Origin of the sequence: Streptomyces sp. YGL11-2 (assembly GCF_050054615.1) — a bacterium.
Lineage (GTDB): Bacteria > Actinomycetota > Actinomycetes > Streptomycetales > Streptomycetaceae > Streptomyces.
Genome location: NZ_JBNHIN010000036.1, coordinates 1 through 13,015 on the forward strand (window position 1 = coordinate 1; position 13,015 = coordinate 13,015).

Here is a 13,015-nt window from a genome sequence, read left to right on the forward strand (position 1 = left end):
AACCCGCGGAATTCGCCCCCACCCCACACCATCAGGCGACCACAGAACGACTCAAAGGCTCACGAACCGCCCACTAAGACGTCATCTCATTGGGGCGTCTCGGTAGGGTGTCGTTCGTGGTGGGGATCGTTGAGCGGTCGGTGCCGGAAGAGTTGTGGGAGCTGTTCCAGCGGATGGTGCCGGAGGCGCCGTCGCGTCCTCAGGGGGTGGCCGGCGTCGGCGCGGTGACCGGGAAGTGCTTGCGGCGATCGTGTTCGTAGCCACGTCGGGCTGCACGTGGCAGCAGTTGCCGTCGGCTTCGTTCGGTCCGTCGAGGGCGACAGCTCATCGCCGTTTTGCCGAGTGGTCGAAGGCCCGGGTGTGGGCGAAGCTCCACCGTCTGGTGCTCGACGAGCTGGGTTCCCGCGGGGAGCTGGACTGGTCGCGCTGCGCGATCGACTCGGTGAACGTGAGGACGCTGAAAAGAGGGAACTGACGGGTCCGAATCCTGTGGACCGGGGTAAGTACGGGTCGAAGATCCACCTGATCACCGAGCGGACCGGTCTGCCGCTGTCTGTCGGAATCTCGGGGGCGAACCTGCACGACAGCCAGGCTCTGATCCCGCTGGTCACAGGCATACCGCCGATCCGCTCGGCAGCTTCTTGTGGCCGCCATCGTCGGGGATGCGGCCGAGTTTCTTGACGTCTCCGTGGATCAGTTCGCCGGGCCGGTCCGGTTCGTGGCGGCGGATGACTTCTCCGGTGGGCCGGTCCAGGAAGGACAGGCGGTTCAGGCCGTGGCGGGCCAGGATGCGGTGCACGGTCGGAGGTGGGCAGGCCCAGGATCGGGCCGATGCGTGCTGGGCCGAGCTTGCGGTCCTGCCGTAGGCGGCAGACACATCCCTCGGTGACGGCCGCGGTCTTGTGCGGCGACCTGCGGGGGCGGCTGGAACGGTCGGCCAGCCCGGCTGCTCCCTTGTGCCTCCACCGGCGCACCCGTTTGTGTGCCGTGGTGCGGGATACGCCCATCTCGGCCGCGACATGGGCGATGGGGCGTCCGGAATGGACACGCTCGACGAGCAGTCGCCTGCCGAAGACCGTCAGCCGGGCATTACGGTGCGACACGAAGACCTCCGTGCGGTGCGTTCCTGGACAGCGCCACCACACCGGAGGTCTTCGCCATGTTCAAGCCCGGCCGGCGTTAACAACGTTCGTGATCAATACAGCCAGAGCCTGTCCGACGGTGCTCTCCAGATCTGTTGCACCCGGTAGCCAGGCGACTCCGGATCGGCTAACTTCCTCACTAGTAGTCGTGGTTCCGGAGTCTCAACGCCCGCGGTTCGCGCCGCGGGCGTCGTTCTGTGCAGCAGTGCCCGAGGACCAGGGCGATCACCTCACCCAGGGGCACTGACAAGCCAGCGCCCCCCAACCCTGGACAAGGGGACAACATGGCAAGCGGCACCGTGAAGTGGTTCAACGCCGAAAAGGGCTTCGGATTCATCGCCCAGGACGGCGGCGGCCCCGACGTCTTCGTCCACTACTCCGCCATCAACGCCGGCGGCTTCCGGTCCCTGGAGGAGAACCAGCAGGTGAGCTTCGACGTTACCCAGGGCCCGAAGGGCCCGCAGGCGGAGAACGTCACCCCGGCCTGACCGAATGCCTCGGCACCCCGAACCAAACGGTTCGGGGCGTCTTGCCATAGCCGTGCTCCAGGGACCCTCCTGGGCCAGTCAGGGATCAGGCGCCCCATCGGGCGGATCGTCGTCACACGAGCCACCGGGCGCAGCCTAGAGCGACGTGCCGTCAGTCGCGGGATTCTTCCATGCCCTGGGCGAAGGGCAGCCAGCGGCGGGTACCACGCCGAGGTGTACGGACCTGCGAGACGTAGCGCTTCGTCCGACGCTTGAGACGCCAGGCTCTGGCTGTTTGGCGTACCAGCCGGAGCTTGTCACGCCAGGCTCTCGTTGCTTGGCCGACCAGCGGGACGGTCAGCGCGCCTGCGACCCCGGCCAGCGCCCATGGCCAGCCGATGAGGAAGCCCGCCACGAGCGCACACCCGACCATGAGCAGGGCCAGGACCAGGACCAGGACCAAGCCGGCAGGGATCCGGGGGGTGTTGGTGCCGCGTGCGTGGTATCGAATGGTCGGGGCAGTGGGGATGTATTTGCGGGCGGCGTAGGCGTGAACGCGGGCGGTCGCCGGGCAGCATCCGAGCTGCTCGGCGATCTCGTTGAAGTCGCACTGCGATCCGGCGCCGGGCCACGGTGTAGAGCCAGGCGCGGGGGATCCTGATGGTGTCCCAGACGTGCAGGGCTTGCTCGAAGGTGTCCTGAACGAGGGCCTCGATGTCGACGGCCTGGTCGGACAGCCCGAGGGCAGTGGCTTGACGGCGGATCGTCTGTACGAGCTGGCCGTAGTACCGCTCGTAGGCCGTCTCGAAAGCCATCGTCTCTGCCCGATCCCTGATTTTTTCGGAAGCCGTCGGGAGTGTGGACATCGGCGCCAGTCTCTAGCGTGTCGCTTGATCGGTGACGGTTCGATGCGGCTGAGGTCGCCGTCCGTCACAACGGCTTGCGTATGCGCACGTCCACTGCTGGTGCGTGACGCCTCAGCCGAGGAATTCCTCGATGCCGCTCGCAAGGATGAGTTCCTGCATCAGCAAGCGGCCTCGGGCCGGATCGTCCTCCCATGGGGTCCATGCGTGTCCGGCGGGGCAGACCAGCCGCACCGGATCCGTCCAGTGGCCAAACGCAGTCCACCCTCGATCTGCGCCGCAGTGCGGACACTGCAGAGCCTCAACTCGGGGGCCTTCGACATGGGAATTGACGGGGATGGTCGCGTCGTCCATCACGGCGCTGTTGATCGCCGTCGCATTCGGATCCGGCTCGTGAACCAGGATCGGTTCGAGCACGGTGATCGCCCAAAATGCATCATCCCGGTGCCCGTCGTCGCCCATCTCACCCCCCACTCAGCCGCTGCAGTCAACTCACGCTAGCCCACGCCCCGCAGGCGGTGATCAGCAGCAGCTACTTCCGCGACCGAGACCGCGGGGCGTGCTGGTCGGTGCGGTTCTGGCCGGCCACCGACGCTGTTGCCGACCGCCCGTTTGAACCTGGGAATTGCCCGTACTCGGCGTCTGTACGCGTGAACCGCCCCGCCCCTGTCGTTTCCCGTGCATCCTGTTCTGTGCACGCCACGGCGCATCGGGAGGACCGCACAGCGCCGCCGACGAAGGGAACCCCTCATGAACGTCCGCAAGCGCATCACCGCAATCACAGCCACCACGGCCTTCACAGGGCTGGCAGTGGCGGGCCTGACCGTGCCGGCCCAGGCGGCACACGGCACGCAGCCAGCCCGCACGGCCACATCCACCGCGGTGACTTCCTCGACCATGCTGTTAAGCGGTGGACTCAAGCTCGTGCCGGCAGGCGCTGGGTACAACTACATCGTCAATGAGCACAGCGGGAAGTGCCTGACCGTCGACGGGTACAGCAGCAGCAACGGCGCTGCCGTCAACCAGTACACGTGTGTCGGGCAGTACAACCAGCAATGGATTGCCTCGACTTCGAAAACCGGCTTCCAGTTGCAGGCTCGGCACAGCGGTCGCTGTATGAGCGTCAAGGGAGGGAGCAAGCGCAAAGGAACCCCCGTGATCCAGTGGAACTGCAATGGATCGCTGGATCAGGCGTTCATCGGCGCAAACAAGAGACTGATTCCCCAGCACAGTCGCGAGTGTCTGAGCATCCAGGGCGGAAGCACTGCCAACCGCGCCCCGCTCGTCCAGTGGAGCTGCAATGGCGCGTCCGATCAGAACTTCCTGCCGCGACACGCCTGATCGGTCGTGAGCCGCCTTGATCCGTCCTCCACTCGGCGTCTAACTAGCCCGTCCGCGCAGGCGACCCGAGGTAGGTAGCCTCAGCACGCGGATGCCCTGCCACGTCGACCGACATCATCTTGGCGGTTCGGCTAGCCATCCAGGAGATCCCGGACCGGACTGTGTTCGGCTCGGATGCCCCCTACGGCGACCCGGTCCTCACCCGCGCAATGGTGGAGCGGGTCACCAGTCCGGGCGAGGTACGCGATCGGGTGCTCGGCGGAACGATCGCCGAACTGGCCGGGCTCGGCTGAGGCAGGCCCGACGCCGCCAGCATCACGCCCCGCCGCGCCACGGGAAGGCGCCGGCGCCCCGGCTCCGCCAAGGAGTAGTCGACGGGGGACAGCGGAATGTCCTCGGACGCGGCCGGAGCGGCGTCTGCGCCCGGTCGCCATCACGACGGCCGGGCGCAGCACTGAACCACTACAGCATTCAGGTCGGCATCGGCCGTGACCTGGTCCCCGCGTTCAGCGACGACTGGGTCGTCGGTCTCACCGACCTCACGCCTCAGGTTGGCAAGGCCGCGGCACTGATACAAACCGGGCGTGCCGCCAAGGCTGAGCGAGTGTTCCCCGCAGAGCGCGCCTACCCACTCCCACGGCAACTGGAAAACCGCCGTTCTCCGAGGAGATGACGGCCCACGGGTGAGGGAGCCGCCAGTCCCCGGTGTTGGTCTCAACTCTGGTGATCAAGATGGGCCTTGCGGTACAGCACTCGCCGTCGGTCACCGCGGCCGCTGGCGCATCCCCGGTCGACGGTGCGCCGGCGTCCGTGCCCGGAGCGCCGTCCATACGGCACAACAGGACTGTCTACCGCGTCCTTGCTCCCGCCAGGTTTGGGTGTTACTCGTCTGAGGAATAAATTACTCATGGAAGTAACAGGCGGAGTGAACGAGCCGGTCACGTCTTCCGCCGGAGCCCCCGAGCGGTCGTTTGCCGCGAGCGCACGGCGGGCGCAGATCGTGGCGGCGGCCATCGAGACGCTGGCCGAAAGTGGCTACGGGCAGACGACGTTCGCACGGATCAGACAGCGGGCGGGGATCTCCAGCACCCGCTTGATCTCCTACCACTTCGGCACCAAGGGGGAGTTGATGGACGCCGTCCTGGAAGAGATCGGGCTGCACGCTCACCGGACGATCTCGCAACGCGTCGCGGGCGAGACAACGGCGATCGGTGCGCTCACGACTCGGATCGAGGCGCAGGTGGAGTGGGCAGCTCACAACCCCTCCTCGGTGCGGGCGATGTACGAGATCTGCATGAACGCCAGAGACCCGGAGGGCACGTTGCGCTACGGCCTGGAGACCTCGTCACGAGCCAACGTCGAAGCACTGGAGCCGATCTTGCGTGCGGGGCAAGAGAGCGGAGAATTCCGCCAGTTCGACACGGGGCTGATGGCGCTCACCCTCAAGTCCGCGATCGACGCGGCGATCGTGCGCATGGCGCGTCCGCCGCGCCTGACCCTGACCCAGTGCGTCCGTGAACTGACCACACTGGCCCACCTCGCCACCAGGCAGGAGCCGTGACCACCGCCAGCGGCCGTCCCGGCAACCGGCGTCTGCTGCTCCAACTGGTATGGGACGTGGCCGCACCCATCGCTCTGTTCTACGGGCTGCGCGCAGTGGGCGCGAGTACGTTCGCGGCGATGTTGGCCAGCTCGGTGCTGCCCCTGGCGACCACAGCGGTGTGCTGGTTACGGGACCGCCGCCTGGAGGGGATAGCGGCGTTCGTGGGAGGAGTGATGCTGCTGGGGGCAGTGGCCTCGCTGATCAGCGGGGACACGCGGTTCATGCTGGCCAGGGACGGTTGGGTGACGGCCGTGGCCGGTCTGTGCTTCCTGGGATCGGTGTGGGCGAACCGGCCCCTGGCCTATCTGGGGGCGCGCCCGCTGCTGGAAGGGCGGTTCCGGTCCGATGGGACGCCGTGGGAGACGCTGTGGCACAACGAACCGGTCTTCCGACGCATCTGGCGGGTCTCCACGGTGATCTGGGGCATCGCCCTGCTCGCCGACGCTGCGGCGCGGGTCGTGATGGCGTACACACTGCCGGTCAACGTCGTGCCCGGACTGGGCGGGCTGCTCTGGCCGGTCACGATGGTATTGCTGCAGTTGCTGAACGGTGTCTACTACCGGCTGGCGGGCCTTTGGCGTCTGACCGCGGGAAGCGGTCGGCGCGGGGGACGGAGACAAGATGCCGCTGAATGTTCGTGACCATGGGGGCGACGGCCCGCCGCTTGTTCTGCTGCACGGTTCCGGGCGGTCGCTCGCCGACTGGGACGCCTCGGCGGCGGCACTCACCGCAAGTCATCGCGTCCTCGCCGTCGACCTCCCCGGACACGGCCGCTCCACCGATATCTCGCCCTGGACCATTCCCACCGTGGTACGGCACATCGCGGACACGCTGGACGCACATGGCGTGCCGGAGACTGTTGTGGTGGGTCATTCCCTCGGCGGGATGGTCGCGATCGAGTACGCGCGGGCGTACGAGGACAGTGCCCGCGCCGCCGTGAACCTCGACTGCTTCTGGTGGGGCAGGCCCGGCGAGTACCCCGGTGCCGAGCGGGTGGGGGAACTGCTGCGGCGTTCCGCCGGAGCCGCCGCGCCACCCGGCTACATCGAGGAGCAAGTTGCCCACGCCGCCCGGTACGGAATCCCCTCCGACCGTGCGGAGGCCGCAGCCCGCGCGGCCGTACGTCCGCTTCCCGACGGCCGGTGGCAGACACTGCCGGAGTGTACGGCGGCGCTGGAGATGTACGGCGAACTCGACAGGCTCGGCGCGCTCGGTGTCACTGCCTGGCTGGAAGGGATGACGTGCCCGCTCCTGTTGGTACAGGCCGGCCGACTGCAACCGCCGCCCACGACGGAATGGTTCGACGACCTCTCCACCCGCTTCGCACGGGGGCTCTCCGCAGAACTGGCCGAACTCTCCCGCAACCGGCCGAATATCACCGTCACCCAGATCGACGCCAGCCACCCCATGACCCTGGAGGCCCCGGAAGCAGTCGCGAAGCTGATCGCCGGGTTCGTCCGGGGCCTGTCGGCCGGGACGACGGCTGCCGGGACGCCAACGGAACCCCCGTGGTTCTCGCCGACTTCAACGGCACGATACGCAGTGCCGAGAGCTGACCTTCCTGGCCACGCTCCGGAAGGCCGCCCGACGGATCACGAGGGGGAACGGTGAAGCGTCTCACGGAGCACGCTCTCGCGCGCCGTGCGCTGCTGGCCGGCACGGCGGCAGCCGGTGCGGAAATGGTGTGGGGATCTGCGGGCAGAGCCGTCGCCAGAGGGTGGAGGGCGCCGGTGGAGCAAGGAGCGGTGGACGCCGAGGTGGCACGCCTGAAGCGCGGGCTGATCGAGCTGCGCCGGGACATCCACCGGCACCCCGAGATGCCGGGGCAGGAGGAGCGCACCGCCGGTGTGGTGGCCCGAGAGCTGCGAGCCGCCGGGCTGTCCGTCACTACCGGGGTGGGCGGCCATGGCGTCGTCGGTGTGCTGCGTGGCGCACGTCCGGGCCGGACCGTCGCGTATCGGGCGGACATGGACGCGGTGCCGCCCAAGGACATCGTTGGGGGCGGCTCGGCGCCGGCCCACGTCTGCGGGCATGACATCCACACCGCGGTGGCCGTTGGCGTCGCGAAGGTCCTGGTGCGGCTGCGCAGGCACCTGAGTGGAACGGTGGTGTTCCTCTTCCAGCCTGCTGAGGAGACGTTGTCCGGGGCCCGCGCACTGATGGACGCGGGCGTGCTGGAGCGCACCTGCGTTGAGGAGATCCACGCGCTGCACTGCGGGCCGTTCCCCGTCGGCCAGTTCGCTGTGACCCCGGGCTACGGGATGCCGGGCCTGGACGAGGCGGAGGTGACCCTCCCGGGGCCGGACGCGCCCGATGCTGCGCGGCGACTGGCTGCCGAGATCAGCGCGCTCGCCACGGTGATGCCGCCGCGGACGTCCGCGGACGTTGAGCGGATCGTCGCCGATGCCCAAACGCCCAACGGGCCGCTGGCTCGGTTCGTGGCCGTCCGGGCCAGGGCGCAGGAGGCCAAGGTGAGCGTGTCCTACCGCTGCTGGCCGCAGGAGCGGTACACGGAGGTACGCGAGCACATCCGCCGATTGGTCGCGCCATATACGGGGGCCGGGGTGAGTTTCCCCGCCGAGCCGTTCCCCGCCATGGTCTGCCCAGAAGGCGACGCCCGCGTGCTCTCCCACCGCCTGCGCCGCATACTGGGCCGGGACGCGGTTGCCGTGCTCCACGCCGCCTTCCCACCTTTCAGCGGTGAGGACTTCGCCCTCTACTTGGACCGCGTCCCTGGCACGTTCACCTTCCTCGGCGTCCGTGCCCCCAGCGCACCCATCACAGCCAGCTACCCGCACTACCCCGACTTCTCCCCGGACGAGCGTGCCATCGGCTTCGGCGTACGAACGATGGCAGGCTGGATCGCGGAGCGGACCCACAGTCCGCAGCTCACGGAACACAGCTTGAATCCCACGTCTGTACGGTGCTTTGGCTGGCGAGGTTTGCCGAGGTCGGTCAGCCGACGGCCGTGAGTGGGCGTCTGCCCCAGTGGATGCCCTTCTGATGCCGCGCCAGTCCTTCAGCCGGTTGATCAGTCGCTCGCCGGTGTTGCGCTCGCGGTAAGGCTCGGCGTTGAAAGTGACCGGATGACCGCCCGGCTGCCCTTCTTCTTGCCGTTCGCGGCCTGGTCATGCTTCTCCGGGATGGCCGCCTTGATGCGGCGTTTGCACAGGTGGGAGCGGTTGGTGCGGGACGAGTACGCGTAGTGTGCGGCGACCGCGCCCGGCCGGGTGCGGGCCCGGCTGACCGGCAGACGGACGCGGATCTTCTTCAGCACGGGGATGAACGGGGGGCTGTCTGCGGCCTGCACGGCGGTCAGGGCGAACGACAGTGGTCGGAGCTTCCGGTCGGCGGCGAGGTGAATCCTGCTGGTCTTGTGTCCTGAACACGAAAGGGAGTTGGTTGGAGGGCGGCTTCCGGAAGTGCTGCTGTGCGAGAGCCCTCACAGGCCACCGCGCCAGTCCCCGACCCTACTGAAGGCCCCTCAGGTCATGTCGTCTCACCGTCGGCGCGGTCGGCGTCGGCGTCCGGCTGCGCGGGCAGGGCATGGCTGGCGGACACCGGTTCCACTTCGCCTATGTCCTGCGGCGTGAGGTCGAGGTCGGAGATCTCGTCGTCGCCGGGTCCCTCTGCCTCTCTTCGGGCCTTGCGCTGGTCGTTGAGAAGCGAAAAGACAACGGCGGCGAAATAGAACACCCAGATCGGCGCGGCCAGCGCCAGCATGGTCAGCGGGTCCGTGCTCGGCGTCGCCACGGCCGAAAAGACCGTGATCCCCATGACCATGCCGCGCCACCAGCCGAGCATCCGCCGGCCGGACAGCACTCCGGTGAGGTTCAGCATCACCAGCAGCAGCGGCATCTCGAAGGAGAGACCAAAGACGAGCACCATGCGGGTGACGAGGTCGAGCAGATCGTCCAGCGGCAGCAGGTTGTCCACCCCGTGCGGAGTGAAGCCGATCAACACCTTCGCGGTCGTGGGCAGCACCTTGTAGGCGAAGAAGGCGCCGCCGAAGAACAGCGGGACGCCCGCGCCGACGAACGCGTAGGCGTATTTCCGCTCGTGCTTGTGCAGGCCGGGGGCAACGAACGCCCACAGCTGGTACAGCCATACCGGCGAGGCCAGCACGACGCCAGTCATCAGGGACACCTTCAGCGCCAGGGTGAAGGGCGCGAGCAGACCGCTGATCGTGATCCGCGCGCAGGTGGTGTCCGCGGTCTGCTTGGCCAGATCGGCGAAGGACGTCGGGCAGCCGACCGAGTCCAGCACCGGCCTGGTGAAGAAGTTCACGATGCCCTTGTAGGAGAAGGCCGCGGCGATCGTGACGACCAGGACGGCAAGGACGGCCTTGGCGAGCCGGTTGCGGAGCTCACGAAGGTGCTCCGCGAGCGGCATCCGCCTCTCGGAACCCTTCTCCGTGCTGCGGGCTGACTGGGGCACGCCACGTCCTCATCTCGTGCGGCGGACCGGAAACCACCGGCCCTGCGTCAGTACTTGATCGTCTCCATCGCTCCGTGGGGCGCGAGCTGGCCACGGCGCCGGTTGCGGCCGGTAGCGCGCCCAGGAGGCAGTTGGTCCAGGTGGACACCACTCACCGTGAGCTGATCTGCCCTGCCCGGCCCGAGGGCGGGCGGCTTACGAAGATCCTCAGACCGTCCACGCGCCGCGCTCGGGCCGGGAAACAGCGCTGCTCCGGCCAAGACCGGCCGATACCGCAGACAACGAAGCGGGCGGCCCGACAGCGCGAGAGGTGAGCCGGCCGGGGAGGCTTCGGGCAGCGTCTCGTGTGGGGATGAGCCAGGGGCGCGCAGGACCGGGCTCAGTCACAGTTGCTGGTTGTGCTGTCCGGGGGCGCGGTGCGGGCGGTGGCGGTACCTCCGGGAGCGCCCGAGATCGTCCGCGATCCCGGTGCAGGCTCGGGCTCGGGGCGTGGCTCGTTTGAGGCGCCGTCGTCCCTCATGGCCTTGGTCTCGCTCTTGAGGATCCGCATGGACTTACCCAGCGCCCGGGCCGTGTCGGGCAGTTTCTTCGAGCCGAAGATCAAAACCACCACCGCGACCAGGACCAGCAGGTGCCAGGGCTCCAGCGCACCGCGGATCATCGTCGCACCACCCAAGCGGGAGCGCCCGCGGCGCATCGTGTCCTGCCGCCGCAAGCATGCCCCCATCGCTCTCCTGGCGCGCGCAGAGCCTCGGCGGCTGCCCAAAGAAGCGTCCCGCCCACGACCGGGCCTTCCGGAAGGTCGACGACCCGACCGGGCTCTGCACCGACGGACGGCCGGCACTCGTCGTGGCAGAAGGGGATCCGCAGGAGGTGGCCGGGCAGGCCGGTGTCCGCACCCGCGGTCTCGTGCGCGGGCGCCTGGGAGGAGGTTTCCCGGCGGACTGGGCACGGCGGTCTCACCGGTGTCCGCCGCCCGCGCCATCGGGAGATTCCCACGGCGCCGTCCGGCCAAGCCGGGCAGGTGAATTCGTCGCCCGTCGCCGCCGCAACCGCGGGGAGCTCGACCGGCAACGGGCGTACGGCAAGGCGCAGTTCGCCGCCCGAGACCTGCATGGCCACCTGCGCCGGCTGCCCGGCACGCGGAGTGTGCGGGGGCGTTTGGGCCGGATGGAGGCCGAGTCGCTGCCCCTGGGAGCAACCACGTTCGGGCACCTGGAACAGTCGAGGGGATTTCGCGTTCGGCCACGGTGCGTTCATCGGCTGTCCCTGGGGTGACCGTTCCTGTCGCCGACCGGCGCGATGTTCACGCGTGGCTGTCGGGCGTGGAAGGCGAGGCGAGGGGAGTCGGCCGGCGGCTGCGGGGGCGTGCCGGGTGTCGATGTCGTTGCGGGTCATGTCTCCTTCTTCCTGTCGGGTCGGGGTCGATTCAGGTCCCGGGGCGCCCGGCGGCCGTCCAGGCGGCGTACTCCTGGCGGACGTAGAGGCGGCGGCTGGGGGCGAGCGTGATCGCGTCGGGGCGGTGCGGGCCGGCCACCAGGTCGGGATGGCGGCGGTCGTGCAGGACGAGTCGTTCGGCGGTTTCTGCGGCGGCTGCGACCGGGCCGGGGCCGGGGTCGTCCAGGGCCATCCGGTCCATGAGGGCGGCCCGGCGTAGCCGCCAGGTGCGTTCGGCGGCTGTCGCATCGACCGGGGGGACGATGACGGGCCTGGCCTGGCGGCCGTCGCGTTCGGCTCCGAGAGCGAGCACTTGGTGTATCTCGCGGCGCAGGTCTGGCGCATGCGCGTACGCCTCGTGCGGGGGTGGGGCGCTGATGCCCTCGCCGCTGTTCGGGGTGACGTTCACGTTCACACCTCCGCCGGTACGTAGGGGGCTGGCGCCGCAGCGTTGACGCAGCACCGTGTCGTGGTCGGGGTCGCCGTGATCAGCGGCCGATGGGTGTGCCGCGGACCGCATGGGCATCTGGGGCCGGGATCGGGCAGTCGTCGATGGGGCACGGCGTGTGGGTCGCGAAGGCCCACTCGGCGGGTCGTCGGCTGACCCGGCGCCGCAGCCGCCCCCGGTGACCCGTCGCTGTGCCGCGGTGCCGGCCCCGGCAGGGGGTCGCAGCTCGTGCCGAACGTCCGGCCCGGTCATGGCGAGCACCTCAGGCAGGCGCGGACCTCGCGGCCGCTGCGTGTCTGGTGGACCTCGGTCGACTGGGCGAGGTACTGGACGATGCCGGTGCCGCGGCCGTGTTCGTCGGGGGCGATGTCGGGGCGATGGTGTTCCACGGTCGTGCCGGAGTCGGTGACCACAATGTGCAGAGTGCCGTCGTCGAGGACGAGCAGCAGGGTCATGCGCTCGTGGCCGTACCGCGCGGCGTTGGCGGCGAGTTCGTCGACGATGAGAACGGCGGAGTCCCGCTCGCTCGCAGGGACACTCCAGGTCTCCAGCAGATCGGCCGCGAAGTGACGAGCGGCGGAGACGTGCGCCTCCTGCGCGGGCAGGGTGAGCAGCGCCTCGTGGCGGCAGGGCCTGCCGAGCAGCGAACTCGGGCTGGGGAAATCGGTCACAAACATGGTCTTCTGGCTCTTCTGTGCATGTGCGGAGGCCGGAAAGGGGGACACCGCCAACAACTTCGGGGGCGGCCGGTAGGCGGGTCCTGAATGGCCGCGCTCATTAAGTTCCACGGGCGACGCACGCCGAACGGTTCGAGTTGTTCGCCCCTTTTGTGCGACTTCTTGTGAGTCAGGTCAATGCCGGCTGCCTGGCTGGACCCACTCGCCTCTCTCGGAGCTCGATGCCGTACTCGGCCGGACCAGGCACCGGCGGTTCGGCCTCCTCGCCCGTGGTCTTCCGGACGGCCTTGCGGGAACCTCACGCCGAAGAGCCGGACGAACGTCCCTGCCCGCACCTCGGCTTGGTCGCGCCACTCGGCGTGCAGACATCCTGGATCCTCTTCTCCGGGCTGCACGGACCTCGGAGGAGAAAGAGAGTTGAGGTCGCCGGCCGTTCGGTGAACCGCATGCCGCTGCTCGCGCGGGGGAGGGGGAACACCTCGGCCGGGCTGTCGTAAAAACCAGGGCGGCGCCACCGGCCACCCGGACCGGGAGTGCACGCCCCGTCGGCGCACTCACGCATCAAGTCGGCTGATGACGGGGCCGATTCGTTGGAGCCGG

General features: G+C 68.9%; 14 protein-coding genes and 4 pseudogenes. 9 read left to right on the plus strand and 9 right to left on the minus strand.

The genetic code is table 11. The features are described from left to right. Window positions 1-173: 173 nt before the first annotated feature. Window positions 174-663 (plus strand): annotated as a pseudogene (locus tag ACO1BR_RS30780) (IS5 family transposase); the annotation flags it as partial. Here ACO1BR_RS30780 and ACO1BR_RS30785 read toward each other — a convergent pair. After that, a pseudogene (locus ACO1BR_RS30785) lies at window positions 620-1,103 on the minus strand (leucine zipper domain-containing protein); the annotation flags it as partial. The pseudogenes ACO1BR_RS30780 and ACO1BR_RS30785 sit on opposite strands and share 44 nt — an antisense overlap. A gap of 323 nt (window positions 1,104-1,426) precedes the next feature. Between ACO1BR_RS30785 and ACO1BR_RS30790 the strand changes: the two are divergent. Then, window positions 1,427-1,630 carry a cold-shock protein gene (locus ACO1BR_RS30790; RefSeq protein ID WP_426798374.1) on the plus strand — a complete coding sequence of 68 codons (204 nt, stop codon included), beginning with the start codon at window positions 1,427-1,429 and terminating at the stop codon, window positions 1,628-1,630. Window positions 1,631-1,781: 151 nt separating this feature from the next. On the opposite strand, the gene ACO1BR_RS30795 is transcribed toward ACO1BR_RS30790, so the two are convergent. The 3 genes and pseudogenes from ACO1BR_RS30795 to ACO1BR_RS30805 all read right to left on the minus strand — a co-directional run bounded on the left by ACO1BR_RS30795 (window position 1,782) and on the right by ACO1BR_RS30805 (window position 2,934). Further along, complete coding sequence (locus tag ACO1BR_RS30795; RefSeq protein WP_426798454.1) at window positions 1,782-2,072, minus strand: hypothetical protein; 291 nt, start codon at window positions 2,070-2,072, stop codon at window positions 1,782-1,784. 184 nt (window positions 2,073-2,256) lie between these two features. Then, window positions 2,257-2,475 (minus strand): annotated as a pseudogene (locus ACO1BR_RS30800) (hypothetical protein); the annotation flags it as partial. A gap of 111 nt (window positions 2,476-2,586) precedes the next feature. Next, a complete protein-coding gene (locus tag ACO1BR_RS30805; RefSeq protein ID WP_426798375.1) occupies window positions 2,587-2,934 on the minus strand; it encodes a hypothetical protein in 348 nt (115 codons plus the stop codon). A 288-nt stretch (window positions 2,935-3,222) separates the two neighbouring features. Here ACO1BR_RS30805 and ACO1BR_RS30810 point away from each other — a divergent pair, with 288 nt between their 5' ends. The 7 genes from ACO1BR_RS30810 to ACO1BR_RS30840 all read left to right on the plus strand — a co-directional run bounded on the left by ACO1BR_RS30810 (window position 3,223) and on the right by ACO1BR_RS30840 (window position 8,388). After that, a complete protein-coding gene (locus ACO1BR_RS30810; RefSeq protein WP_426798376.1) occupies window positions 3,223-3,813 on the plus strand; it encodes an RICIN domain-containing protein in 591 nt (196 codons plus the stop codon). Window positions 3,814-3,932: 119 nt separating this feature from the next. After that, window positions 3,933-4,106 (plus strand): hypothetical protein, encoded by a 174-nt coding sequence (locus tag ACO1BR_RS30815; protein WP_426798455.1) that lies wholly within the window; start codon window positions 3,933-3,935, stop codon window positions 4,104-4,106. Between the two features lie 161 nt (window positions 4,107-4,267). Continuing rightward, window positions 4,268-4,486, plus strand: a complete 219-nt coding sequence (locus ACO1BR_RS30820) for a DUF4291 family protein (RefSeq protein ID WP_426798450.1) — start codon at window positions 4,268-4,270, stop codon at window positions 4,484-4,486. Between the two features lie 234 nt (window positions 4,487-4,720). Beyond that, window positions 4,721-5,374 carry a TetR/AcrR family transcriptional regulator gene (locus tag ACO1BR_RS30825; RefSeq protein ID WP_426798377.1) on the plus strand — a complete coding sequence of 218 codons (654 nt, stop codon included), beginning with the start codon at window positions 4,721-4,723 and terminating at the stop codon, window positions 5,372-5,374. Beyond that, window positions 5,371-6,057 (plus strand): VC0807 family protein, encoded by a 687-nt coding sequence (locus ACO1BR_RS30830; protein ID WP_426798378.1) that lies wholly within the window; start codon window positions 5,371-5,373, stop codon window positions 6,055-6,057. The genes ACO1BR_RS30825 and ACO1BR_RS30830 overlap by 4 nt, the downstream gene beginning before the upstream one ends. Continuing rightward, the gene (locus ACO1BR_RS30835; protein WP_426798379.1) at window positions 6,038-7,027 is read left to right on the plus strand and encodes an alpha/beta fold hydrolase; all 990 of its coding nucleotides are present in this window, start codon (window positions 6,038-6,040) and stop codon (window positions 7,025-7,027) included. Before ACO1BR_RS30830 ends, ACO1BR_RS30835 begins: the two co-directional genes overlap by 20 nt. 119 nt (window positions 7,028-7,146) lie before the next feature. Beyond that, a complete protein-coding gene (locus tag ACO1BR_RS30840; RefSeq protein ID WP_426798380.1) occupies window positions 7,147-8,388 on the plus strand; it encodes a M20 metallopeptidase family protein in 1,242 nt (413 codons plus the stop codon). Between the two features lie 30 nt (window positions 8,389-8,418). Here the strand turns inward: ACO1BR_RS30840 and ACO1BR_RS30845 are convergent. The 5 genes and pseudogenes from ACO1BR_RS30845 to ACO1BR_RS30865 all read right to left on the minus strand — a co-directional run. Beyond that, window positions 8,419-8,798, minus strand: a pseudogene (locus tag ACO1BR_RS30845) (IS5/IS1182 family transposase); the annotation flags it as partial. 107 nt (window positions 8,799-8,905) lie between these two features. Then, a complete protein-coding gene (gene tatC / locus ACO1BR_RS30850) occupies window positions 8,906-9,808 on the minus strand; it encodes a twin-arginine translocase subunit TatC (RefSeq protein WP_426798451.1) in 903 nt (300 codons plus the stop codon). 424 nt (window positions 9,809-10,232) lie between these two features. Continuing rightward, window positions 10,233-10,514, minus strand: coding sequence for a Sec-independent protein translocase subunit TatA (gene tatA, locus ACO1BR_RS30855; protein WP_426798381.1), 282 nt, complete (start codon window positions 10,512-10,514; stop codon window positions 10,233-10,235). 768 nt (window positions 10,515-11,282) lie between these two features. Continuing rightward, the gene (locus ACO1BR_RS30860) at window positions 11,283-11,699 is read right to left on the minus strand and encodes a hypothetical protein (RefSeq protein ID WP_426798382.1); all 417 of its coding nucleotides are present in this window, start codon (window positions 11,697-11,699) and stop codon (window positions 11,283-11,285) included. Window positions 11,700-11,986: 287 nt separating this feature from the next. After that, window positions 11,987-12,415: an ATP-binding protein gene (locus ACO1BR_RS30865; RefSeq protein ID WP_426798383.1), complete on the minus strand. Its 429-nt coding sequence runs from the start codon at window positions 12,413-12,415 to the stop codon at window positions 11,987-11,989. Window positions 12,416-13,015 lie beyond the last annotated feature (600 nt).